General features: G+C 47.7%; 20 protein-coding genes. 8 read left to right on the top strand and 12 right to left on the bottom strand.

All coding sequences use genetic code 11. The features are described from left to right. Nucleotides 1-70: 70 nt before the first annotated feature. From DN748_RS08650 to DN748_RS08675, 6 genes are all read right to left on the bottom strand, one after another. On the bottom strand, nucleotides 71-1,033 hold the full coding sequence (locus DN748_RS08650; protein WP_112371378.1) for a collagen-like domain-containing protein: 963 nt from the start codon (nucleotides 1,031-1,033) through the stop codon (nucleotides 71-73). A 45-nt stretch (nucleotides 1,034-1,078) separates the two neighbouring features. Beyond that, a complete protein-coding gene (locus DN748_RS08655) occupies nucleotides 1,079-2,377 on the bottom strand; it encodes a hypothetical protein (RefSeq protein WP_146746579.1) in 1,299 nt (432 codons plus the stop codon). 57 nt (nucleotides 2,378-2,434) lie between these two features. Then, nucleotides 2,435-2,980: a hypothetical protein gene (locus DN748_RS08660; RefSeq protein WP_112371380.1), complete on the bottom strand. Its 546-nt coding sequence runs from the start codon at nucleotides 2,978-2,980 to the stop codon at nucleotides 2,435-2,437. A 59-nt stretch (nucleotides 2,981-3,039) separates the two neighbouring features. Next, on the bottom strand, nucleotides 3,040-3,369 hold the full coding sequence (locus DN748_RS08665; RefSeq protein WP_112371381.1) for a DUF4870 domain-containing protein: 330 nt from the start codon (nucleotides 3,367-3,369) through the stop codon (nucleotides 3,040-3,042). Nucleotides 3,370-3,380: 11 nt separating this feature from the next. Beyond that, the gene (locus tag DN748_RS08670) at nucleotides 3,381-4,220 is read right to left on the bottom strand and encodes a hypothetical protein (protein ID WP_112371382.1); all 840 of its coding nucleotides are present in this window, start codon (nucleotides 4,218-4,220) and stop codon (nucleotides 3,381-3,383) included. Nucleotides 4,221-4,281: 61 nt separating this feature from the next. Continuing rightward, nucleotides 4,282-4,821, bottom strand: coding sequence for an outer membrane beta-barrel protein (locus DN748_RS08675; protein WP_161554510.1), 540 nt, complete (start codon nucleotides 4,819-4,821; stop codon nucleotides 4,282-4,284). Nucleotides 4,822-5,059: 238 nt separating this feature from the next. On the opposite strand from DN748_RS08675, the gene DN748_RS08680 reads away from it, so the two are divergent. From DN748_RS08680 to DN748_RS08690, 3 genes are all read left to right on the top strand, one after another. Further along, complete coding sequence (locus tag DN748_RS08680; RefSeq protein ID WP_112371384.1) at nucleotides 5,060-6,604, top strand: histidine kinase; 1,545 nt, start codon at nucleotides 5,060-5,062, stop codon at nucleotides 6,602-6,604. A 133-nt stretch (nucleotides 6,605-6,737) separates the two neighbouring features. Beyond that, nucleotides 6,738-8,666: a histidine kinase gene (locus DN748_RS08685; RefSeq protein ID WP_146746580.1), complete on the top strand. Its 1,929-nt coding sequence runs from the start codon at nucleotides 6,738-6,740 to the stop codon at nucleotides 8,664-8,666. Next, the gene (locus tag DN748_RS08690; RefSeq protein ID WP_112371386.1) at nucleotides 8,663-9,421 is read left to right on the top strand and encodes a LytR/AlgR family response regulator transcription factor; all 759 of its coding nucleotides are present in this window, start codon (nucleotides 8,663-8,665) and stop codon (nucleotides 9,419-9,421) included. The genes DN748_RS08685 and DN748_RS08690 overlap by 4 nt, the downstream gene beginning before the upstream one ends. Before the next feature lie 27 nt (nucleotides 9,422-9,448). On the opposite strand, the gene DN748_RS08695 is transcribed toward DN748_RS08690, so the two are convergent. Together DN748_RS08695 and DN748_RS08700 are read right to left on the bottom strand one after the other, a co-directional pair. Next, nucleotides 9,449-11,923 carry a TonB-dependent receptor domain-containing protein gene (locus DN748_RS08695; RefSeq protein WP_112371387.1) on the bottom strand — a complete coding sequence of 825 codons (2,475 nt, stop codon included), beginning with the start codon at nucleotides 11,921-11,923 and terminating at the stop codon, nucleotides 9,449-9,451. An 84-nt stretch (nucleotides 11,924-12,007) separates the two neighbouring features. After that, nucleotides 12,008-12,715 carry a helix-turn-helix domain-containing protein gene (locus DN748_RS08700; protein WP_236636822.1) on the bottom strand — a complete coding sequence of 236 codons (708 nt, stop codon included), beginning with the start codon at nucleotides 12,713-12,715 and terminating at the stop codon, nucleotides 12,008-12,010. Between DN748_RS08700 and DN748_RS19320 the strand changes: the two genes are divergently transcribed. The 5 genes from DN748_RS19320 to DN748_RS19235 all read left to right on the top strand — a co-directional run bounded on the left by DN748_RS19320 (nucleotide 12,623) and on the right by DN748_RS19235 (nucleotide 17,968). Then, nucleotides 12,623-12,976 (top strand): hypothetical protein, encoded by a 354-nt coding sequence (locus DN748_RS19320; RefSeq protein ID WP_236636823.1) that lies wholly within the window; start codon nucleotides 12,623-12,625, stop codon nucleotides 12,974-12,976. The genes DN748_RS08700 and DN748_RS19320 overlap by 93 nt on opposite strands. Nucleotides 12,977-13,055: 79 nt before the next feature. After that, complete coding sequence (locus DN748_RS08705) at nucleotides 13,056-13,784, top strand: GntR family transcriptional regulator (RefSeq protein WP_112371441.1); 729 nt, start codon at nucleotides 13,056-13,058, stop codon at nucleotides 13,782-13,784. Nucleotides 13,785-14,135: 351 nt separating this feature from the next. Then, nucleotides 14,136-17,240 (top strand): GH92 family glycosyl hydrolase, encoded by a 3,105-nt coding sequence (locus tag DN748_RS08710; protein WP_112371388.1) that lies wholly within the window; start codon nucleotides 14,136-14,138, stop codon nucleotides 17,238-17,240. Between the two features lie 19 nt (nucleotides 17,241-17,259). After that, entirely contained in the window at nucleotides 17,260-17,622 is a 363-nt protein-coding gene (locus tag DN748_RS19230; protein WP_201741449.1) for a hypothetical protein, read from the top strand. Between the two features lies 1 nt (nucleotide 17,623). Then, nucleotides 17,624-17,968, top strand: a complete 345-nt coding sequence (locus DN748_RS19235; RefSeq protein ID WP_201741450.1) for a glucosidase family protein — start codon at nucleotides 17,624-17,626, stop codon at nucleotides 17,966-17,968. Nucleotides 17,969-18,070: 102 nt separating this feature from the next. On the opposite strand, the gene DN748_RS08720 is transcribed toward DN748_RS19235, so the two are convergent. The 4 genes from DN748_RS08720 to DN748_RS08735 all read right to left on the bottom strand — a co-directional run bounded on the left by DN748_RS08720 (nucleotide 18,071) and on the right by DN748_RS08735 (nucleotide 25,582). After that, nucleotides 18,071-18,979 (bottom strand): carbohydrate kinase family protein, encoded by a 909-nt coding sequence (locus tag DN748_RS08720; protein WP_112371389.1) that lies wholly within the window; start codon nucleotides 18,977-18,979, stop codon nucleotides 18,071-18,073. A 42-nt stretch (nucleotides 18,980-19,021) separates the two neighbouring features. After that, a complete protein-coding gene (locus DN748_RS08725; RefSeq protein WP_161554511.1) occupies nucleotides 19,022-20,713 on the bottom strand; it encodes a DUF4980 domain-containing protein in 1,692 nt (563 codons plus the stop codon). A 62-nt stretch (nucleotides 20,714-20,775) separates the two neighbouring features. Further along, nucleotides 20,776-22,470 carry a RagB/SusD family nutrient uptake outer membrane protein gene (locus tag DN748_RS08730; RefSeq protein ID WP_112371442.1) on the bottom strand — a complete coding sequence of 565 codons (1,695 nt, stop codon included), beginning with the start codon at nucleotides 22,468-22,470 and terminating at the stop codon, nucleotides 20,776-20,778. Nucleotides 22,471-22,486: 16 nt separating this feature from the next. Next, on the bottom strand, nucleotides 22,487-25,582 hold the full coding sequence (locus DN748_RS08735; RefSeq protein WP_112371391.1) for a SusC/RagA family TonB-linked outer membrane protein: 3,096 nt from the start codon (nucleotides 25,580-25,582) through the stop codon (nucleotides 22,487-22,489). Nucleotides 25,583-25,601: the final 19 nt, after the last annotated feature.

The following is a 25,601-nucleotide window of genomic DNA, read 5'->3' on the forward strand; positions in this document are numbered from 1 at the left end:
GGGTTTTTGTTTGAGCTGACCATTCCGGAAGGGAATGGCCGGCAGTACTGTGCCCTGTAACCCTTTTTTCTTAATCTTTCAGTCCGAACATGGATTTCGCATCGTTATAACTCACCTTGCTCCAGTCGGTATTTTTGCCATGGTCCCGTCCCGATGAGCCGGAAAGCGCTCGTTCCGCCGGAATAAACACCATACGTATTTGAAAACTGGGCACTCCGCCGGTACCACTGGTTCTCTCAATATAAACCGTAACACGGTTGTTTGTAGCAACATCCCAACCTGTGAGACTGTATTCACTGTTGTTTTGATTGAGCACTGCAGGGAGTTGGGAGACCGGCATTGCATCATTTTCCCTGATGTATACGAGCATGGTGCCATTTCCGTTCATTAAAAAGTCAGATATTGATGTTGCACCGGTAAAGGTCCTGAAATTAGCCAGGTGACTGCTGTTAAGTGTCCAGTATCTATGGCCATTTCCTGATGTGCTGCTGAACTTAGACCCGCTCCCCCCCTGGTATGAAGTATACCACGGTGAAGATATGACATTCGCCGTACCGGGATCTCCCTTGTCCCCCTTCGGTCCCCTCAGGTTCACGCCGGTCCCCCAGCCGTTATTTGTCTTTGGCCCGTATAATAAGGCGGTTGTCGTCAGGAAATAGAAATCACCCGCTTTCCCCGTGGCAGATGTGGGTACTGTTGTCCCGCTCAGGATCTGGCTTCCGTCCTGTCCGTCCTGTCCATCCTGTCCGTCTTCACCTTTCAGATCAATGGCACTTCCCCAGTCCTGCCCGTTTTTTGGTCCGAAAAGCATACTGTTTTGCAGGTTGATATAAAAATCACCTTCCATACCGTCTGAGGCCGTAGGCGGCTGATTGCCGTACAGTAACATATTGCCATCGGTTCCGGGAATACCTTGTGCCCCGGTTTCTCCTTTTTCTCCCTGTGGTCCTTCCGGCCCCGTGTCGCCATCACAGGACGAGAGACTAAATATCAGGCACAATGCCCCTGTCAGGCTGTAAAAAAATGTTTTCATGATTGTTGTTTTAGTTATATAAGTTGATTGATAACCGGGAGCAGATTAATTCCCGGTTTTTTTCACCACGACAATATCCCCGGCATATCCGTTGAATTCCTGATCGGACAACCTGACCGTTTCGCCATTTTTCCAATACGTAGCCGATCTCTGTTCCATATATTCTACCCCGGCGACATATACTTCACCATCCAGAACAAAGATGCTGTTTGCTTCCGCGCGGTATGAACCGTCTGTCAGGTCTGTAGCCTCCCCGTTTTTCCAGTACCGGGCTACGGAAACCGTTCCCGACCCGGAAGGGCGCCGTATTTTCTCCCAGCCCGTGACGTATACATCGTTGTCCTCTATAAATATGTCCCTCGCTTCAGACTCCTGGTCCCCGGTGCCCAAAACAATGCTCTCTCCGTTCTTCCAGTATTTGGCAATGGTTTTATTACCCTTCCATTCATACCCGGAAATATACACATCACCGTTGTCGGTCACGTTTATGGATGTCACTTCCCCCGGGCCTCCCTGCAGGGAGACTCCCGTGCCGTTTTTCCAGTACATCAATGCGCCATCCAGCATTCCCGCCATGTACACATCATTTCCCTTTACTGCTATGGGGCCACCTGCGGTTGCACCGACGGCTCCGCTCGCTACCGTAACCGGTTCCCCGTTTTTCCAGTACACTACAGAAATGACAGAACCCGACTCGTTTTTAATCCCTCCTGTATAAACATCGCCATTTGTCACGCAGATATCAAGTGCCTTGGCATAACCATCGGAACCTGTTAATTCTTCATGGCTGTCATCTGCCCAGTAGAAAGCTGCGGCACGGCTGGAAGAATATATTCGTTCACCTGCAGCATATATATTATCGTTCGCGACGTCCATGCTGTAGTATATCATGGAACCAGGTGTTTCATGGCTGAATGCCACGGCTTCCCCGTTTTTCCAATAGAGAGGTCGATAGTCGTGTAAACCTGAAGTCCCTTCCTGTCCGAGGACATAAATATCCACATCAGCAGGCTTTTCCTCAATGGTAATGGTTAAGGGGGCACTGTCTTTATAACCCGTTTTCCTTGCCTGTACGGTTTTCGTGCCTGTTTCGTCAAACACGTGCTGATAACCGGCTGTTCTCTCACCGTCGATGTAAAGATCGGCATCGGAGACAGATTGTCCTCCGGCGGTTACTTCAAATAGTACCGTCGAACCGGTTTCTACGGTGGTCCCGGCTGTAGTAAGTTCCAACTGCTGTTGATCTTCGTTTCCAAGGGTATCATCAGGATCGTCTTCACTACAGGAAAGCATGATCATGGCCGCGGTTAAAAGGGCCAATAGGATAATAGGTGTTTTTTTCATGATTATTTCTATGGTATTCGTTAAACGAACAGAACCGTATAAAAGACAACTGCCATACTAAGGTGCAGCAGAAACTATGGTTCCCGTTACCTTAACAGGCTCACCGTTCTGTCCCGATTTGAATGTTCCTTCAAACTTTAAGGTGTACGATGCGCCCGTACCCGATGCTCCGGCAAAAGTGATATCATGTTCCTTATAGTGTTCTATCGTCATATCGATTTCTCCTGCCGGAGTATATTTATGCTCGCTTCCCCATTCACCGAAAACCAGGCCGGGACCACTTCCCTCAAGGCCTGGTTTATTATTTTCGTCGAGGGTAAAACCTACTCCCACCTGAAATTTTCCGGCATCGAGGAGCGTCCCTGCCAATACCTTGCTGCCGGTCTCATCACTGTATTCCACCAACGAGAACGGCCAGAAAACCCCGCCCTGCGATTTGGCAACTCCACCGGTATAGGTTTTTCCACCGTCTATGACGATGTGATACGTGTGCTCATCTGCCCCCGTATCCGTTTTTTCATTTTTATCATCGCTGCCGGAGCAAGCCACAACGAGACATAGAGTGACGATATACATGGCTGCATGTACTACTGTTTTTCCCATAATTGTAATTTTTATTCCGGTTGCCCGGTTATGTTAATTTCTGTTATTCTCCTTCTTTTTCACAGACCTTTAAACCACTTCGCGTATTTTTCACCCAGCAAGGGAATGGGCTTTTGTTTCGCATTCATGGCATTCATAAGTCCTGCAATCCACATATAGAGCAATAGAAAACTGCCGAGAATGGCAATAATCCATCCGAGGATGGGAATAATATTTACAACGCTCAGTATCAGCCCTGTGACTGCCAATCCTGCAGATTGCCTGATATGATAGGAGGTAAGCGGTACCCTTTTTTCCCTGTTTGTGATAAAAGCTATAATCAGGCCGACGATGGTCATATAGGCGATAATAGCCATGGTCTTTTCCTTCTTGTCCGTTTCCTGTGGCATAATCCTGAATTTTACAATCCTTTTTTATAGTCCCTGGTGTCCAGTGTATAACCGGAAGGCGACAGTTCCAGGCATTCCATGGTAACGTGCTGTTTTTTGCCCGTTTTCTCTGTGATTTCCATATACATGATCAGACTGTCCGGATCAAACAGACCTTTTAACTCCCCGGGTAAGATCTGCTGGCTTTTTTCTCTGTCAAAGAGGTTAAGCTGCACCCCTTTTATCTGTGTGTAATAAAAAATGATGACATTTTTGTGGTCCTCCAGCTGTTTACCCTTGCAGGAGTGCCCTGCAATGATTTTGTCGGGAAGGCTGGTAATATTGTAATCCAGCAGGTTTGCGTCATTCGGAATGTCGTCTTCCCCTTCGCCGTCATACCGGGTAGATGTCGTGCTTGCCATTTTATTGCCGTTAACACTTATAAACGAATGCATAGCCCCGGCTTTTGAGTCTGATATGGTAAACATCTCCATGCCCTGCCGGTTCATTTCCATTCCGGTATAGGAAACGTCAGGGGCCAGGTAATAATTAAGTACGACGTCTGCACCCGTTTTCTCTCCTGAAACCTTCATCACATACCGGTGTGTAAAAGTATAGGTGTCAGCGTATGTAACATCCCTGTGGGCGTTAGCGCCCTGTCGTGGTTTCTTCTTTCTCTCCGGTTTGCCATCGACGGCATCGTCAATACCTTCTCCCACTTTTTCGGAGATCTTCTGGTCGGTCTTGTTCAGTATTGTCCGTTCCACAGCTTTGCCTGCGCGCTCTCCTATTTTTTTTAGCAATTGCGCATGAGCAGGCAGTATAAGCCCTATGGCGATGACCGTGAAGACTGTTTTTTTGATCAGATCCATAATTTTGTTTTTTGCAGCGGCGCAGTATATTGCACCGCTGCCGTTTGAATTGCCGTGCTTGTCACAGCGAGAAATTATACGCTGCACGTACTGCAAGGAACCCCATACCCGAGCCTCCTTGTGACAGCCCCTGATAACGGGCTGACAGGTCGATATCCCCTAACATATACCCGATTCCTGCAGCATAGCCAAATGAAGTTTCCGAAGCCGATCCGCCAAAGCTGCCCCAACCGGTTGTTTCCGTCTCCAGTTTTACCTTATTGCTGGAGAACCCTATTTGAGGCTCTACATACAGGTTGCCGAAATGATGCCGGTATACGGCAAAAACCGGGATAATCCCCAGAGAACCGCTCAGGTTTTCGTCGTATTCATCTTTGAGTCCGAACCGGATATACCCCAGGGTAAGACCTATCTGTCCGTTCTCACTGATGCCGTACAAGCCTTTGACGGTGGCACCAAATCCCATGTTATAGACTTCTCCGAAATCTCCTGTGGGAAGGGCTATATCCACACCGGCATTGATGTTGATATCGCCTTTCTGGGCGTATATGCCCGTTGAAAAAGCAGCAGTACACAAACATGCAAATAGTAATTTTTTCATTTTTACTGTCATTTAAATGATTTTTGGTTTTGTGGTACAAGATTAAGGCTTGTAAAGACAGGGGGCAATAGGGAATGAGTATAGGGGCTGTTCCGTTTAGTGCGTATAAAAAAGGACGGATAATCAGGAAAAACCTGCAAATACTCTCTCAAATCCCTTAAAAACTAATTGAAGTTGCCCTGAAGTATGTATTTTGGATTATCTTCGGGTTTTAGCTATTTCTTAAACCGGGCAGGTGATGAAATTTTATACCATGGTCATGAAAGACCAATCCGTAGCCGCTTTCACCATTTCAGACTCTATGGGGGTGTTTTTTTGCGGTGCCATAACCCTGCTCTTGTTTATCATCTTCGTGGTATATCTCAAAACATCTGAAAGGATCTACCTGTACTACAGCCTGTTTCTGCTCTTCAGCCTGTTCTACGGGTTTGCGATGCTTCGGGATATAAGCGGGTTCGACAACCTGGTTTTAAATTATCTCCGGGGGAAAACCCGGTATATAGAGCCGTTTACCATACTTTCCTTTTCGTGTTATATCTTTTTCGCCATAGCCCTGGTCAATATCAGGCGCCAAAACAGGATATTGTCAAGGCAATTACATGTTTTTGGTATGGTTGCAGTAATATATTCGCTGCTTTATTTTGTATTTTATCCCTATATAGCATCTCATCACCTGTTTATATTTGTGGGTACCCGGATCCTTATTTTCTCCCTGTGTTCTTATTTTCTGTACCGTATCTACAGGAAAATCCAGTCGCCGGTAAAAGGGTTTTTTATTGCCGGGAGCCTTTTTTATCTTGTGGGTTCCGTGATAGCCTCCGTGCGGTATAGTGACCTGGAAGTGCCTTTCCGTGCATTTTACGATCTTTCCTCCACGTCGTATTTTCAACTGGGGATTTTATTTCAGGCTCTTTTTTTCGCGTTGGCCCTGGGCGAACGGGTTGTGTTTCTTCACCAGGAACACGACAGGGGACAAAGAGTGCTGATCGAGCAGCTTTCTGTACAGGAACGTGTAGTCAGTGAGGCAAACAGGCAGCTGGAGGAGGAAATACAGCTGCGGGTGAATGAAATTATAGCGATCAAGGAGGATCTCCAGGAACAGGAGCGAAAACGACTGGCTGCTGAGTATGAACGGAACCTGATCCGGTCTGAAATACAGGCAAAACAGGCACAAATCAATCCGCATTTTATTTTTAATAACCTCAATGCTATCAAATACCTGATCTTACAGCAGGAAAGCGGGAAAGCCATCAAATACCTCGTGAGGTTCAGCCGGTTTATAAGAGCGGTTCTGGACCGGGCAGAAGAAGATATAATCCCCCTGGAAAGAGAGTTGATGATGGTTTATGACTATCTGGAACTTGAAAAAAAACGGTTTAATGACGACTTTACATTCCGGATTGAAAACCACATTGACAATTCCGGGTGTTATATCCCCCCGCTGTTGTTGTTGCCCTTTATAGAAAATGCCATCTGGCATGGGCTTCTCACCAGTGAAAAAGAGGAAAAACAATTGCTTATCACTGTCGGAAATACGTGTCCGGGGATCAAAATTACCATCGAAGACAATGGAGTAGGACGCGACAGGATATTATCGGGGACTTCAGGGAAAACACAGGGTTCCATGGGAATCCCGCTGACCCGGGAAAGAATAAGGCTGTTTAACCACAATAATAACGACAAAAAGATAACGCTAAACATCGTAGACCTGAAAGACGAATACAATAACGCTTTGGGTACACGGGTAGAACTGCTCCTGGATTTTTACGAGAAACCGGAATAAATTAAAAAACGATTTGAAAGAACAGGTGGATATAAAATACAAAAGAAAATGCTTTTGGGTTGGGTGTTTAAGGAATGCTATTCTCTGCTTCCTGTTTACTCCCATCGTATCAGCGCAATCCGAAATAGACAGTTTGTACGATAAACTCGCGGCCGAACATGAGGATTCGGCACGCGTAGTGGTTATGATTGAATTGTCCCGGGAGCTGCATCGCATGTCCCGAAACGATGACGAAGATCTCCGCGTAGCTATAGAGGCTATGGAAACCGCAGAAACACAGTCTCCCGTGCTGTATGCCCGTGCCGTGGATAATCTGGGATTGCTCTACCGCTTTTATCAGCAATACCGGGAAGCTATTACGCTACATGCCAGGGCGTATGAATTGATAGCTGATCTGGAGGGGCATGCTGTCGACAAGATGCGGTATGCCAACAATGCAGGAGTTGCCTGCCGGTATAACTCCGACTACGATATGGCTGTTACCTATCACATGAAAGCACTTCACCTTGCCGAAAAGGAAAACAATACACGGAATATCGAGATCGCCTGTAACGGGATAGGGAATACGCTTATAGCCATCCCGGGTAAGGAAGAAGAGGGGCTTGCCTACCTGGAGAAAGCACTGGGCATGGCAAAGCAGGTGGGAAACCAGCGGGGGATAGCAATTCAGAACCTGACGATCGGAGGATATTACGATCAGTTGGGGCAGCACGATAAAGCGCGGGCCTACTTCGGTGAAATATTGAAAATTAACGAAACGCGGAAAGATGCCAAAGGGAGGGCCATGGGGCTAAAGGCATTGGGAGAAAGCTATCTGGCGGAAGGCACAGACCTGGAGAAATCAGCACGTTATTTCAATGACGCCCTAACTGTTTTCAAAGAGATAGGCGACCGGCAGCAACAGGCGTATACCTTACTCGAATTAGGCGATTTGAATTCGAGAAAAATGAATTATGCCCGGAGCCTTGCTTTATTTGACCAGGTCAATGAAATTGCAGAAGACCTGAATGACAAGGCGCTTCTGCAATCAACCTCAGAAAAAACATCAAGGATATATGAGGCCCTGCACAATTACCCCCTCGCTTTGGCCCATTATAAAAAAGCGAGGGATTACCAGGACAGTATTAACCTCACGAACCAGATGGTACAGATCTCTGCGATAAGCCGGCGGTACGACCTGGATAAAAAGGAATCGGAAATAGCACTGTTAAAAAAAGAGCAGTCCATCCAGGAAATGCAGCTCGAAAGGCACAGTAGCAGGCTTAAGAGCCGGGGGATTATCATCGTGCTGCTCATTGCTCTGTTTGTAGCATTGCTTATAGTGCTCTTCCTGCAGAAAAAAAACCGCAATGCGAGAAAGAAAACAGAAGAATTGCTGATTGAGGCGGAAAGTGAACGTCTTAAGGCGGTATATGAAAAAAACCTTGCAGAAGCCGAGATCCTGGCGAGCCAGATGCGGATCAACCCTCACTTTCTGTTCAACTGCCTGAATTCGATCAAAAACCTTATTCAGCATAACAGGAATAAGCAGGCCATAAAATATCTCGTTATGCTTGCCCGGTTTTCGCGACTGGTATTGGAAACGGCAAGTAAACCGGTGCATTCCCTCAGTGAGGAACTGGACCTGATAAAATATTATATCGAACTGGAAAAAAACAGGTTCGACGACAGTTTTTCCTACACCATCGATAATCCTTTGGAAGAACAGGGGGAGCAAATCTGCCTGCCGAGCCTTCTTCTGCAGCCCTTTGTGGAAAATGCGATATGGCATGGGCTACTGCCGGGCAACAAGGAGGTCAAGATCCTTTCGATCGCTGTTGAAGGTACGGAATATGAGACAAAGATCAGGATAGATGATACCGGGGTAGGGAGGTTTTTTGCTTCGCGAACCGGAAAGCAACACAAGAGCCGGGGAACAGAGATCAATGACAAACGGATCAGTTTATTCAATAAAAACCATCCGAATACCATATATTACGAGTATATAGATAAAAAAGATGACCTGGGCAATGCGCTGGGTACAACTGTTATTATCCATATTAAAACCACCTGTCAATCATGAGAATTGCTATCCTGGACGATGAATTACACTGTGTTGAAAGCCTGGTATTACACATCCGGAGCCTGTTTCCGGAACTACCTATTGTGTATAAAAGTACAAAAGCGACCGAGGCTCTGGAAGCCTTACAACGCTTAGACATCGACCTGCTTTTTCTCGATGTGGAAATGCCGCAGATGAACGGTTTCGATTTTCTGGAACAGTTTGATGAGCTGACATTCGACGTGATCTTTACCACGGCCTATAGCCAGTATGCCGTAAAAGCATTCAGGGCACAGGCTGTTAATTATCTTTTAAAGCCTGTAGACGAAGACGAACTCAGGGATGCCATTTCCCAATGTATGGAGAAGCAGAATACCCCGGGCGATCCGTCACAGGAAATAGCACGTTTATTAAAACACCTGAAAGACGGGGAGGTACTGAAGAACAAAATAGCCATTCCCACGGCAGAAGGCCTGGAGTTCATAGAAATACCCAGTATTGTTTATTGTCAGAGTCAGAGTAACTATACGACGATCTACACTGATGACGGCCGGTCGCTGGTTATTAGCCGGACACTGAAGGAAGTAGAAAAATCCCTGAAAAAATTTCTGTTTGCCCGGGTACATCAGTCCTACCTGGTCAATCCGAATTACATGGAAAAATACAGCAGAAATGATGGGGGATATCTGGTCATGACCAATAAGAAGAGGATCCCCATCAGTAACTCGAAACGGAATGTCATTATCGATATTTTTGAGAGTCTGAGAAGGTCATAGTGTTTTTTCCGTTTTTAAGCGATAGGGTCAAAACTCCTTTTTGCCAAATTCGCTGTCAATAAACCGGGATTTGTTATTGCCTGTCTTTAGGATATACGACAGATTGAGTACCACCATATCAACTTCATATATATAATTTGTAGTGGTGTAAAACTGGCCCGACGTGGAAGTGCTTATCCGCTGTTCGTTGGTTTTTAATAACCCCAGGTCCATGTTAAGCCACTGAAGTGTGGCCTTTAGCCGGTTGTCAAGAAACGATTTCTGAAATGTCAGATTCGGGGAATAAAACCGGGAATCCTCACCTTGTGCGGTCACCCTGTCTGATAAGTAATTGAAATTAAACTGGACTGAAGCTGTTTCCCCGAACTCATACGTAGAATTTATGTTCAGCGAATACATCGTAGAGGTAGTGTTAACGGGCCTGCCGTCAAAGGTCCCTTTTAATTTATAGTGATTGAGGTTTCCGCCAATAAAGTTACTCCATTTTTCCGTAATGTTGAATTGAGAACCCATTTCGAGCCCCCAGGTTTTGGCATTTCCCACATTGGAATAAATTCTGTTTAAAATAGTGTCGTTGTATACGGTGTTTACCCTGTTCACCACGTTTTTAACATGCCGGTAATATCCGGTAGCATAGATACTATTTCCACAATGAAGATCCTTGCTGATGCCGATCTCTGCAAGGTCGATAAATTCGGGTTTGAGTGTGGGGTCTCCCTGCTCTAAGGTCTCCGAATGTTCTCTTTCCGGAAAAGGGTTCATCTTAAATGTCGTAGTTCTCTCAATACGTCTGCTGTACGCTGCTCTGAGGTCCGTACTTTCGTTAAAGCTATACTGAAGGCTTGCCGATGGAAATAGTTTTACGAAGTCGTAACTGTAGGTAGTATCGATCGTACCTGTCTTATCTTTCAGGTCGTATTCCCGGTTCATGGCTTCCAGCCGTACACCTGCGCTATACTGCCATTTTTTTCTGGTGTTCCCAAGCTGTACATAACCGGAGTGGATGTTTCTTTTAAGGTCTGCATCACTCGAAAATTCCGGGACAAGTTCAAACTCACCGGTGTTGTTGTTCTGCCGTTCATACACAAAATCCCCGGTGTGATCCAGACCTCTGTACTGATAACCGATTTCCAGGGTTCCGAATGATAAAGGCTTAAAATCGTAATCCAGTTGCAGTCTTGTTCCATGTAGCGGGTTGTCATTGGTATTGTATTCATCCTGGTAAACCACGGAGGCGTCCGGATATCCCAGATTCTGATTTACCGTGGGGCCGCCAAGCAGGGTGTATTCATACAGCAGCGACCCCGACAATCTGGATTCATTATTAAAAATGTGGTTATAATCAAGGCTTCCTAAAATGAAATCTCCTTTCCTGGTACGCAGATTATGGTTGAAATACCGGAAGGTATATATTCTGCTTCCTTCTTCTGCAGGCGTAATGGCATGATTGTCATAATACACAATATCTGCCAACCGGTCTTTGGTACGTTTACCTCCGTAAAAGCCTAATGAGAAGCTATTGCTTTCGTTCGGATTGTAATCTGCCGTAAGGCGACCATTATAGCTGATTTCGTCAAAACTCCGTTCCCCGGTAGAGGGAAAACGTGTTAAGGTGTCGTTGTTTACGGTATATACATCACCTTCGCGTCGTCCGCCAAGATCGTTTTTTTGATAACTGGCTCCAACGGATATATTCCATCGATCATTCCTCATATTATACGTAAGATCTCCGCCATAGCGCCTGTGAAGGTCTTCATTCCCGTAGGTTTCGATCGAAGGGAAGCCCCCTTTAATATTGACCTGCGCAAAAGAACCGTTCAGGACTTCTTTCCTGGTATAAATATTTATTATCCCCGCTTTTCCCTCCGGATCGTACTTGGCGGAAGGGGCCGTGATGACTTCAACTCTTTCTATGGCATTGGCAGGAAGCTGACTTATAAATGCCACAGGGTCGCCCTGTAAAGGTTTCCCGTTGAATAAAACCACAAAACCGGTGGTACCGCGTACACTTATTTCCCCCTGGCCATTAATACTGACTGCAGGAAGGTTTCGGATGACATCCGACCCGGAACCGCCCTGTGTACTGTTGAACTGACTGGTTTCAAATACCTGCCGGTCAATTTTACTGATCATTGATTTTTTGTCAGCCTGAACAACTACTTCCGAAAGCCGGTTTCCCGGTATTAACCGGATAGTCCCGAGATCTTTGCTGCCCTTCTGTTTGTCAATAACAATGTGATTAATATACCTGGTTTCAAATCCGATAAATGACGCCTTTAAAAAGAATTTTCCCTTTTTCAGGCCGTCAATTTCAAAGATTCCCTCATAGTCAGTGATCACACCACCTGCCAGTGTACTGTCTGCTTGCTGATAAACGGCAACAGTAGCATATTCCAGGGGGGTACCGGCATCATCTATAACCTTACCTTTGATTTGTGATCTGGCATGTATACTGTAAAAAAGAATAAGAAACAACAGGTACCGGGGGTTAAAACTTTTCATGGAAGTGCTTTATAATTAAAACGCCATCAAAAGTACATCTTCACGGTTCCGGAAAATGGTGTAAATGAAAAATAAATGGTTGTTTTAGTGTTCCGGATCTGTTTTTCTGTATTTAAACGGGGTCAATCCGGTATGTCGTTTAAAGTATCTGATAAAATTGGAGGTATCCTGAAAACTTAATTTACAAGCAATGTCAGCTACCGCAAGATCTGTATAAACAAGTAAGTATTTGACCTCTTTTATAATATGGCGTGCAATAACCTCGGAAGCTGTCTGGTTAAATAATTTTTTACATAGGTTATTCAGATTTTGGGGGGTCATATTCAATGTTTCTGCATAGTGCCTGACATTGACCTTAAGGTCGGCAGAGATCATATTTAAAAACAGCAAGCCTGTATTCTGAGGATTGCCATTCAGGCGATTCGCATAATCGGTTAAACTCATTAGTATGACATTGAAAATACCTTCAAAGATTGCTGTTTTAGGGTGAGATCCTTCAAATTCATGACACAATGCCCTGAAAAGGTTTTCCAGTTGTCCTGCTTTTTCAGAAGGGATTCTTAGTTCGTTAATCCCGTTCAATTGAAGAAGCCTGGTATTTATAGATTTATCTTTGGTCGTTTCCAGGTAAGATTCCTTTATAATTATTACATAACCCCGGGGAGCAGTATTTATCTCCCAATGATGTACCTGGTTTTTATGGATAAAAAAAAGTACCGGGGGATCGATCTTGTAGTTTTTCAGATCGAGGAAATGATGTCCCTCTCCGCCTGTAAAAAAAACGATCTCCAGGTACTTATTGTGTTTATGGGGTTTGGTGTAACGTTTATTTACATCGAATTTTGCTACTTTAATGGCAGCCAAAGAACTGGTTTTATCAACAACAGGGATGTCTTCTTTCATAATCATTGCCAATGGATCCCTTCAAAAGTAATAAATGAATTTTGTTTTGGCCAGGGTTGTTATGGTGTTCACAGTTGGCAGGCGAATTGTTTGTATCTCTTTATCGTTTTTCCGGTAAAATGCGTAGAGGCAGGTAGCCTTCCCGGATAAACCGGAATTTTAATGTATAAACAAACCTACCAAACAAAAAAAATTAGTAGTATTGCCTGCACATACCAATAAACAAGCTATGAAATTTGCGATTGACCACAAAAGCCCCGTGCCCTTACACGCCCAGGTGGAGGCCCTGTTGCGGGAACTCATAGAGCGGGAGGAATATCAGAACGGCAAGACCCTTCCGAGCGAGGTCGAGCTCTCCAGAAAACTCGCTATTTCACGTACTACGGTCCGGCAGGCCATAAAGAAGCTGGTTTTCGAGGGGTTGCTGGTACGAAAAAAAAGGGCGGGTACCAAGGTAGCCCCTAAACCGGTAAGCTCGAAATCAAATAACTGGCTCAGTTTTTCACAGGAGATGAAACTCCGGGGCATCCCGATCAGGAATTTCGAGCTGCATATCAGTTGGGTGGCTGCAGATGAAGCGCTCGCCGGTTTTTTTGAAATCAGAAAGGGAAGTAAAGTGCTGAAAATGGAACGGGTACGCGGAAAGCCGGAAGAGCCGTTTGTGTATTTTGCTTCCTATTTCCACCCCCGTGTAGAACTTACAGGAGACGAAGATTTCAAAAAGCCCCTGTACGAAATGCTGGAACAGGAGCATTCCGTAATTGCTACACTTTCCAAAGAGGAGATCAGTGCAACCGCTGCAGATGCTTTTATTGCCGAAAAACTTCAGATCCCACAGGGATTCCCGGTGTTATTCAGAAAACGTCATGTCTTTGACCAGGGAGAAAGGCCCATCGAATATAATCTGGGGTACTATAAGGCAGACAGCTTTATTTATACCGTGGAGAGCACACGATAACCGGATTGCCTTTGCGGTTTCTTCCGGGCTTTAGGTAGTGCCAGGACACTTCCGGTCGTCCGTATTTTTGATTTTTTATTGAGATTCCGATCGTTTTTCGATAAGAGGACAGAGAATATTGAAAACATTCACACTCATAATTGCAGAAAACAAAAAATAATAAATATGTTTGTACATATTAACATTATTAAAAGAATGGTCCCTTGCCGGATTTTCGAATGAATCAAAAGAACACTTTATTTTCAGATGATGAAAAACCCAATCTTATATCAGAAAATAGTATATATACTTACGGGGAGCTTTATTCTGTCAGGAATGCTATCCGGCTGTAACAGTTATAACTCTGGGAATATGCAGAACAAGGCATTGTCACCGATCTCCGGGAGTGTCGCCGTGCCCCTGTGGAGTATCGGAACCGATGACGGTTCAGGGGCCGACCTGGCCCTGGGTCCCTCAGACTATAAAAAATTCCTGAGTGAGGATTTCGGTTATGAAGATCGCTATTATCTCATAGGGAAATCGGAAGCTTCTGACGATTTTCCATATGTATTGCCGGGGCCCGATGATACCTGGGGGGGTACATGGCGAACTGCCGGGTGGCGGACCCACGAGATCAATATACTTTTCGGCGTGGAGGAACTCCCGGCCAAGGGAGAGTGGTTCCTCGTTGTAGACCTCGTAGATTCCGCCCCTTCCGGATCACTTTTTAAAGTCAGTATCAACGACCAGCACGAAAAATTTTCGCTCCGCGGGATTTCAGACAGTACTGTTACCCGGGTGCCGGATACCAAAACCGAACGGGTGTTGAGAATCCCGGTCAGGGAAGGGGAAGTGCGCAGCGGGGGTAATAAGGTGACACTGACCATCCTGGAAGGAAGCTGGGTGGTTTTTGACCATATCCGCCTGGAAGGTCCGTCCGGAGCCACTGTACTCGTCCCGGATGAGATCTTTATTCGCGCTGTGGAACCGGCTGCCTATGAGTTAAAGGAGGAATCAGGCAGGTATCAGCCCCTTCTTCTGGATGTGGAACACCTGTCCGGGACCCCTACCGTAGAGGTGGAACTGGACCACCGGCGTATTTTTCAGAAACAGCTGGATACGGCGGGATACCGGCTGGAAGTCCCGATGCCGGCAGTGTCTTCTGCCCGGCAAAGTGAATACCGTATCCTGGTCAATGGTGAGGAGATCGAGTCCGGAAGTATTTCCCGGGAACCCCAACCCCTGCAAACACCCGCAGACTATGTAGACACCCGGATGGGCACCGCCCATTCCAGGTGGATGATCGCCCCCGGCCCGTGGATGCCGTTCAGTATGGTGAAGCTTAGCCCTGATAACCAGAACAGGGGATGGCAGGCAGGTTACCAGCCTTCTTTCGAAAGTTTGGGGACTTTCAGTCATATTCACGAGTGGACCATGGCCGGTCTCGGAATGATGCCTACCAACGGGGGCCTCCGGATTGAAGTTGGTGATGAGGCGGATCCGGATTCCGGGTATCGTTCCCGGATCGACAAATCATCGGAGGAAGCCCCGCTCGGACATTACAAGGTACATCTTACGGATTCCGATATCCTGGCCGAAGTTACCGCCACTACCCGTGGTGCCTTCCACCGCTATACCTTCCCGGAGGATAAGGACGGAAGGGTAATGATAGACCTCCATATAGAGGCCGAATACGATTACAGCCTGGAAGCTGTCGAAATGACACAGGTGAGTGATTACCGTATCGAAGGAAAAAGCCACCAGTTATCTCCCCGGGTATGGAGCAGTGATGCGGATCAGGAATACACGGTGAACTTTGTGATCGAATTCGACCGCCCGATTAAAAAACTCGGGGGGTGGATCAATGATTCCATTGTCAGAAATCCCGGAATTGCGGGAACAGGCCTGAAGGATGCCGGGATGTTTGCGGAGTTTGATACCCGTGAGCACAATGTAGTACAGGCCCGTATCGGGATTTCCCTGGTGAGTATTGACAATGCGGCTGAAAACCTGGAAACGGAGATCTCTCAGCCGTTTAAATGGAATTATGAAGCGGTGGTGGCACACCAGAAAAAAGTGTGGAACGAATATCTTTCCCGGGTCCGTATCACCACTGATGACTACCGGGAGAAAAAAAGGTTTTACACCAATTTTTACCGTTCGCTATGCCGCAATATATGGAGCGATGTCAATGGTGAATGGGTGGCTGCGGATGAGAGGGTCCGGCAGCTTGCGAACCCGGAACATGTGGTCCTGGGCTGTGATGCATTCTGGAATACCTTCTGGAACCTCAACCAGTTCTGGAATATGGTTACCCCCGAATGGTCGTCTAAATGGGTCAACTCCCAGCTTGCGATGTACGATGCCAACGGCTGGCTGTCCAAGGGCCCGGCAGGAATGGAATATATTCCCGTAATGGTGGCCGAGCACGAAATTCCGCTTATAGTATCGGCTTACCAGATGGGGATCCGGGATTTTGATACCGAGAAAGCCTTTGAAGCTGTAAAGAAGATGCAGACTACCCCTGCCGGACCTGTAGCCGGAGGGTATGCAGGGAACAGGGATCTGGAGGCTTACCTTAAATATAACTATGTTCCTCATGACAAGGGACGTTTCTCCAATACCCTGGAATACTCGTATGACGACTGGACAGTGGCCCAGTTTGCCAAAGCCCTCGGAAAAAAAGAGGATTATGAGATATTCCTGGAACGCGGAAGCTGGTGGAGAAATGCCTTTAACCCCGAAACCGGCTATGCCCAGCTACGCGATAGTGAGGGAAATTTCGAAGAACCGTTCGATCCCTTTCAGTCCGGCAGGAACAAGGAATATGTGGAAGGGAATGCCTGGCAGCTCAGCTATTTTGTCCCCCAGGATATTCCGGCCATGGCACAGATCACCGGTAAAGACAGTTTCGTGGAACGTCTCGACTGGGGGTTCCGGGCCAGTGAGCCCTGGCGGTATAATGCGCCAAATGACCAGTACTGGGATTACCCGGTCGTTCAGGGAAATCAGCAGTCCATGCATTTTGCGTTCCTTTTCAACTGGGTGGACCATCCCTGGTTGACCCAGAAATGGAGCCGTTCGATCCTGGATAAATATTACGGTTATGATGAGGGAAATGCCTATCTCGGTGATGAAGACCAGGGACAGATGAGCGCCTGGTTCGTCATGGCATCTCTCGGGCTTTTTCAGACGGACGGGGGAACCCGGGAAGCACCCATCTACGAAATATCCAGTCCGCTATACGGGAAAACCGTCATCGACCTCGGCGAACGCTACGGGCGTGGCAAGCAGTTTGTCATTGAAGCCAGAAATGTATCCAGGGTCAATAAATACGTACAGTCGGCCATACTCAACGGTAAAGCGCTGACTTCATTCTGGTTCCCTTCCGGAGAATTGCTGAAAGGAGGGACCCTGATTCTTGAAATGGGCCCCGAACCGAATCGTGAATGGGGAAGAGGAAAGCTTCCCGAATAATCCTGAAACAATAGTTCAAATGAAATACACAGTTCTGATATCATTGCCGCTGTTCCTCTGTTTTTTCTCATGTGGCGGGGAGAAACAAAAGACAAACGGTGAAAAGGGAACGGCAACCGAAAGCACTTATAAAGACCCGAAACTCGGTCTTGTCAGGGAAAAGGCACTGCAGCTGGCAAGGAACGGGTTTAATGCCGGAGACGGATATATGGAAGTGTGGATAAGGGATTACAACACTTTTATAAACCTGGCGGCCGAAGTCAATGACAGGGAATTGCTAAAAGAAAACCTCAGGGTGTTTTTCCGGTTGCAGGGAGAAGACGGAAACATTGTAGACGGCTTTATTCCCAAAAGCAAGGCTGTTGTTTCCGATGGTGGATAATATGAAAAAGGCAGGGGCCTCTACCATAGGGCTTACCCTGTATCCTCCCTATCCCGAAGGGACTTTTTTAAATGAGGGAATGCACCCGTACGGTTATCAGAACGGGGGCGACTGGACCTGGTTTGGCGGTCGCATGATCATTGCCCTTTTTGAGAACGGCTTCAGGAAAGCGGCCTTTGAGCATCTCCGGCCTATGCTGGACAGGGTGATTGCCAACGATGGTTTTTACGAGTGGTATACCCCGGATAATTCCCCCAGGGGCTCAGCTTCTTTTAAGGGCTCGGCGGGGGTCTTGTACGATGCTATCGAACTGTTTCTTGACGATCCGGAACCCAAACGTCCGTAAACGGTTTCCTGTTTAAAGGATACCAATTAATTATGCAATGAGTTTCTCTTATCCCAGGTTCTGATTTTCCCGGTCTGCAATAATGCCGGGCCTATCCGGGGTTTACCCTCTCTTCCCGCCCATCAGTGTTTTCAGCCGGTCTTTGTCGATGACCGGGTTGGCTCCTTCGTTCTCCGCAACCAGGGCCCCCATGGCACAGGCGGTGTCTATGGCCTGCTGCGGGCCGGAGCTGTGGTGGAACAGGTGGGTGAGCAGGGTGGCGAGAAAGGAGTCGCCCGCCCCTACGGTATCCTTTACCGTGATGTTGTACCCGCTGTTGTAGAACCACTTTCCGCTCTGCCAGAGTACAGCCCCGTGCCTGCCCTTGGTAACACATATCGACGGTGTTCCCGTTTTGCGGGAGATATAGGTGATGTTCTGCTCCAGGGAATAATACGGGGAGCCCAGGGCTTCGGCGATCTCGTAGAGCTCGTCGTCGTTGAATTTTATAAAATCGGCCTTGGCCATAAGTCCGGTGATGGTTTCTGCAGTGTAATGAGGGCTCCGCAGGTTGACATCAAAAACCTTGAATACGGGAGCTGAGAGAAGATGGTGCAGGGTGCTTTCGGAGATACTGTCGCGGCAGGCCAGGCTTCCGTAAACCAGGAGGTCGGAAGAGGATACCAGCCGTATGGCCGTTTCGGTAAGCGGGATACTGTCCCACGCCGAAGGATAGGTAATGTCGTAAGTGGCAGACCCCCGGTCGTTCAGGCTTACCTGTACCGTTCCGGTAGGACATTCTGCAATGGTGCTGATACCCGTAGTGCCTACTCCGTGTTTTTCGAGAAAGGCCTTTATCTCACTCCCGTCGGTATCCTCGCCGATAGCGCTTATCATATTTACATCACATCCCAGCGACTGCATGCGCAGGGCTGCATTGAGCGGCGCCCCTCCGATATTCCGGTAACCGGGAAAACAGTCCCACAAAACCTCTCCGTATGATATGACCCTGAGTTTCTTTTCCTTGTTCATCTTCACGATTTTATAATGCCAAAATTCATATATTTCATCAAATTACCTCCAGATACTCCTCAACTGATATACTTCGCTTTCAGTCCGGAGACTTCCTCCCTTTACCTTGATCCCGATATCTTTATTATTGCTGTCGACATTAATATTGACAGGCATAAAGTAGACCCCCTTATTTGCAAAAAGTTCTATCCCGGTTCTATCCACATATAAGGTGAGTTCCAATTGGTTGTTGGTCAATGGTAAATGCATATCAACTCCGTCGATACTTAAAGTTTCGTCTTTTACATTGTAAATCACATCCACACCTTTGATCGAAAATATAATTTGTTCAGAAGTAATAGAAGAAAAGCGGGTATGAATTTCCAGAAAGTCATCTTTGATTTTTTTCAGGAGAAAGGACTCCCCGTCACGAAGCTGACGATTTTCAAATACGTGATGCTTCTTTCTCAATTTCTTCAACTCTTCAACCGGCTGGCGGGCAATTTTCAGTCCCTCTTCTGTTTCAAGCAGCTTTATTTCCATGGGTATGCTCATGGACTGGTTAAAATTATTGCCATGTCCGGTAGTTTTGGTACGCCACCAACCCATTTCTATTCTGCGACCCTTGGGCTCATTATTGAAGGTCTGCGCAGCATAAAAATCCCTGCCATGCTGTCCGTTGAGCCTTTCAGATTCAGGAGTAAATTTTTCACCGTCAAACGTACCAATGGCATACTCGCTGTTTGCCCCCGTTAAAATCCATTTCTTTACCCCGGGCTTTCCCTCCACCTGCAGCTCATAGAATTCCGGGCATTCGAATAAATAGGTGTCACTGTCTGTTCCTCCCTTTACCACATCGGTTGTTTCCCAGTCCTTTAGGTTTGATGATGTTAAAAAGTACATGGAATGCTGTTTGCCCTCGAGCTCCACATAAAGCACCATTACCCACTTTTGTGACGGTTCATGCCAGATCACCTTGGGGTCCCTGTTCCCATCGGTAATCTTCGGGACTACCGGGGTCTCCGCCTTTTTGAATTTCCGGCCATCGGTACTGTATGCCAGTCCCTGTACCCACGATCCTTCAGCAGTATAAAACAAAACCATCGGGGGATCTGAACCATCACCCATTCCGCTGGTATTATTCTTATCCACTACTGCACTCCCGCTAAACATCGTTCCGTAACTATCCGGGTATAACGCTTCTCCGATTTCTCTCCAGTGTACCAGATCTTTACTTACTGCATGTCCCCAATGCATATTGCCCCATTCTGTACCATATGGGTTATGCTGGAAAAACAAATGATATTCACCGTTGTAATACACCAGGCCATTAGGGTCGTTATTCCATCCCCTTTTGGGTGAAAAATGAAACCGGGCCCTATTCTTCTCCCGGTACAAGGTTTTTTTATCTATCTCCTTATCAGATTGTTTTATCAAAGAGAGCGCCCGGGACATATCTGTCCCTGTATGTACATCAAGGCTTAGGGTTTTACCCCTCCACGCGCTGACATCCAGGTACGCATACCAATCCGGGTCCTGATCAGTCAATTCTATATCAAAAGACCGCAGCTGTTTGTCGCCGTCACGTAAGACCATTTTTTTTCGTTCTTCCCCGTTTTTTACAGGAAGCAACAGCCATTTTTTATCGATTTGAACATTCAGGAGATTATCCCGTGATGATTTGTCCTGGCTATCTTGGGCCTTACCCAGGATGGGCATGGCCGTTACGAATATTCCTATCAGGAATTTTTTCATCTGAAAATTAAGATCTAAAATCATTCTACCCTATACTTTAACATTTTACAATTACTACCGATCTAATATCCGAAATTTTGTTGATACAGCCCCTGACTGAAATTGATCTGGGCCAGTGGAATGGGGCAGAATTCTTCCTTGCCGTGGTCGAACCCGGCATCCTGGTAATAGGTTCTTTTTTCCTTTTCCCCGGTGTAATAGGTATTCAGGGTTTCGGTAGCGGTCCCCCAGCGCACCAGGTCAAAGAACCGGCTTCCTTCCATGGCGAATTCCAGCCTGCGTTCCCAGCGCAGGGCCTGACGCGCAAAATCCTGTGTCCAGTTGCAGTTTACCCCGTCTTCATACCGGCTTACCCGCGTATTGTCTGCATAGCCGGAGGTAAGTGTGGTACTGGCTGCGGCGCGTTCCCTGATGGTATTGATGAGTGGAAGTGCTTCCGAGTGCTGCCCGAGTTCAATAAGGGCCTCGGCCCTCATGAGCATTACATCGGCATAGCGGATCAGTATCCTGTTTTTGGAATTTCCGTAAAAAGGGTCAATATTTACAAAACAGCTGCAATCGGGCGGAACATTTTCTTTTAGCGAGGCATAATGACCGTAGGTACCGGGCGAGCGGTTCCAGCTTTCCTTATAAATATAGTCGGGGTGGTACTTATAGGGCAGCCCGGGAATGGCTACGGTATGATAGAGCCTCGGGTCTACCTCGTAGTTGTCCAGCTGGTTGTAGTCCAGGTCGGCATCGTTGAAGGTGTCGAACATCGGGAGGCCGTCTGCCCCGGTCTTAAAGGCGTTGACCAGGTTCTGGCTGGGTTTGTGAAAGTCACAGCACCCGAGTCCCTGAGGAGTAGACAGTACATCGCTGTAGTTCAGCCGGCCGTGCAGGGTTCCGTCGTTGTCGGAATACTGTATGGCAAATACGGATTCCGGGCCGTTCTCATAGCTTCCGGGCATAAAGTTGAAACCGAGATCGGCTTCCAGCGTATACGCCCCCATCACCTGGTCTGTTGCTGCAATGACCTTTTGCAGGGTTTCCGTGTTGATGTTTACCACATTGTAATTGTCGTCCTGTTCATAAGCCTGGTATAAGCGGGTTTTGGCCAGGTATGCATTGGCGGCATAGCTGTTTACCCGTCCCACCTCTTCCTGGCTTGAGGGCAGATGTGCTGCGGCATACGCGAAATCCGAAGCTATGGCTTCCCAGAGTTCGTTGTCGGTAAGGTCGCGGTTCGAAATATCGCCGTATTCGCCGGTAGCGATCTCATCGGTAATATAGGGCACGTATTTAAACATGATCTTGAGTGTAAAATAGAAATGTGCCCGGATAAAATGCATTTCTCCCAGCCGGGTTTCCTTCGGGGGAAATTCGCTTTCATCGATCCGGTTCAGGGCATTTATGGCCTTGTTGGCCCTCGAGATCCCTACATAGCAATCGTACCAGAACCTGTCCAGTTCATCAAAGTCGGTACGGATGTTGTTTGAGATCTCGAAAAAGTGAAATGTCTGGATATCATTGGTGCCGCTCCCGCCTTTGTATGCATCGTCCGATCTTACATTTCCGTAAGGCCAGAGACTGAAAGGAGTGTCGTAGTGATCGTTGCCCAGAGCGGCATAGGCCGAGGTTATGAAGGTCTCCACATTTTCGGGGGTAACGAGGTCCTCTTCCGCCACAACCCCTTTGGGATCGGCTTCAAGGAAGTCCCCGCACGACCATGTTGTCAGTACAACAAGGTAGCAGAAGGTATATACAATCTTTTTCATGATCATTGTTTTTGTGTTAAAGAGAAAGGTTTAGCCCGAGGGTAAAGGTGAGCGGCAGCGGGTATCCGAACCCCGGTGCTTCGGGATCTACACCGGTAAAACCGGATGAGGTAATGGTCCACAGGTTTTGCGCATTGGCATATAGCCGGAACGTGGCGATACCGTACTTTTCGAGAATATTTTCCGGCAGGGAATACCCCAGTTGCAGCACCCGGAGTTTCAGGTAGCTGCCGTTTTCCACGTAATAGGAGGAGAACCTGGATTCGGCATTGCTGTCTATGGTGGTCAGTGCGGGGATGTCAGATCCCGGGTTTTCGGGAGACCACGCATGGAGCAGCCGGGTACCCTTGTTAGACCCTACGTCGTCCACGCTCCAGAAGTCGGTCTGGTACTTGGTCTGATTGATGATGTCGACATTTCCCACGCCTTGCCAGAAAGCGGACAGGTCGAAATTTCCGTATTCGAGGGAAATATTAAACCCGTAAGAAAAACCGGGGTTCGGATTTCCTATCCAGGCCCTGTCCTTGTCATCGATGATCCCGTCATCGTTCAGGTCGCTGTACCGGATGCGCCCCAGGCCCTTTCCTTCCTGAACGGCAGAGTTCTCCACTTCCTGGGCCGTCCTGAAGAGGCCGTCGGCCACATATCCGTACATGGAGTTGATGGGGCGCCCCAGGATATTGTCGTCCTGTCCGTCACCGCCGTAATTATTCCTCACCTCTTCGGGGAGGCCGGTGATCTTGTTTTTGTTGGCGGCAATATTCCCCGAAATGTCGTATTGCAGTCCCCATTCCGTACTGTTCCGGTATTGCAGGGCCAGTTCGATGCCTTCGTTTTCCATGGTGGCGCCGTTTACCCAGCGGTCTCCGCCTTCTCCTATAACCCCGAGATAGGGAGGAAGCACCAGGATGTCTTTCGTCACCTTTTTATAGAGGTCGACACTTCCGGAAAGGGACTGGTTCAGGAAACCGAAATCCAGCCCTATATTGGTCTGTGTGGTGGTTTCCCATTTCAGGTCGTCATTCCCGGTCTGGATGGCAATAAACCCGGACGGCAGCAGGCCGTTCCCGTTTCCTGCGAGGTCATAGGCCGTTCCGTAGGAGGTGTTCCAGGTAGGGTCTTCCCCGGCGTAATTGGCCCGGTACAGTGAGTAGATCGCTTCATTGCTTATTTCCTGGTTCCCGGTCTGCCCCCATCCGAGCCGGAGTTTCAGGTCGGAAAAGAAAGGCAGGGATTTTCCGGCAAAGGCCTCGTTGCTTATTCTCCATCCGGCAGAAAAAGCGGGAAACGTACCGAAGCGGTTGTTTTTCCCGAACCTCGAAGAACCGTCGTGGCGCAGGGTAGCTGAAAACAGGTACCTGGCATCGTAGTCATAGGAAATTTTTCCGAAATAGGACAGCAGGCTGTATGCAGTGGCCGATCCTCCGTTATAGGCTTCCCCCGTACCGGCATCGGGATACATATAATCGGGGGTTTCGATGAGGAAATCTTCTTTTCGCTGCCAGGTGTTTTCGTAGTCTTCCCTGAACATCTCCATTCCAGCCAGGAAATTCAGGGTATGTTTGTCGAGGGCCAGATCGTACTGGGCAGTATTGGTCCAGGTCCATTTTACGGTAGTGGCTTTATCTATGTTTACGGCATTTTTATCGTTTTTCAGGTAACCGGATACATAGCTGCGCTGCAGGGTACGCTGGTAATAGTCGTTGTAGTCTATGCCGTAGCTCGTTTTTAACAGCAGGTTTTCTACCGGCTTCAGCTCGGCATAGGCATTGCCAAAGAGCCTGAGGTATTTGTACCCGTTGTCCTTGTTGTATTCCAGGAGCCTGACTGGGTTCTGGCGGTCGTTCATCCCACCGACGGGTCCACCCCATCCCCGACCGTCTACAGTGCGTACGGGGAGAACGGGAAGTGCCCTTAATGCAGGGTCCAGCACCCCGGGGTCCTGTACTTCACTGGTCCTGTTCAGGGTGAAGTTCTCCCCTATCTTCAGCTTGCCGTCCAGGAAGTTGTACGAGGAGTTCATACGGGCGGATAACCTTTTGAATTCGGTGGTCTTTATGATACCCTTATTGTCGTAATAGCCGAGAGAGAACATGTAGTTCCCTTTTTCGGAGCCGTTGGACACGGACAGGTCCAGGGAATTGGCAATTCCCTGTTGCGATATCTCGTCGTACCAGTTGGTGTTTGCCGATTTCAGGGTTTTTTCGCCATCCAGGTATTCGGGTATGAGTATATTGTGCAGGGTAGGGGTGCCGTCGACAACTCCCCAGTCGAACTGGTAGCTCAGGTTGTTGGTATTGGGCTCTATCCCGTCGTTGATATTGGCCTGCCATAAGACCCTTCCGTACTCCCTGGCATTGAGTACCTCCTGCCTGTTGGCATAACTGGAAAAGGAGGAATAGTAGTTGAAGTTTACCCTCATTTTTCCCGTCTTTCCCTGCTTGGTCGTGATAATGATGACCCCGTTGGAGGCCCTGGAACCGTATATACTTGCCGAAGAGGCATCCTTAAGGACCTGTATGGATGCTATGTCGTTGGGGTTGAGTTCGTGCATTCCGGATTTGGTGGGAACTCCGTCGATAACATAGAGCGGATCGGTATTGTTGAGGGTCCCCACTCCCCGGATGGTAATGGAGGTATTGCCCCCGCTCGGAGAACCGTCGGTGGAAATGTTCACGCCGGGGATACGTCCCTGTAATGCCTTTATGGGGTTGGGTTCTGTCTGTTTGCTCATTTCTTCTATATCCACTACAGACACTGCCCCGGTGATATCCGCTTTTCGCTGTGTGGAATACCCTACAACCACGACTTCATCAAGGAGCTTGCTGTCGGGTTCCAGTACAATGTCGATACGCGTTTCCCCGTCTGCCGGGATCGTTATGGTCTTAAATCCTACATAACTGATCTCCAGTTCGTTTCCCGGGGAGACCCCGATGCTGTAGTTTCCGTCAAAATCGGTGACAGTACCCCTGGTAGTGCCCTTGACAAGAATGGAAGCCCCGGGCAGGGGAAGTCCGTCCTCCGAGGAGGTCACCGTACCGTTTACGGTGATCTCCTGTGCAAACAGGTAGCCTTGTGCCAGTAACAGAAGGCATAATAAGAATTGTTTCATAATTTAGTTTATTAGTTTG

This window comes from Sinomicrobium soli, from assembly GCF_003285545.1.
Classification (GTDB): Bacteria; Bacteroidota; Bacteroidia; order Flavobacteriales; family Flavobacteriaceae; genus Sinomicrobium.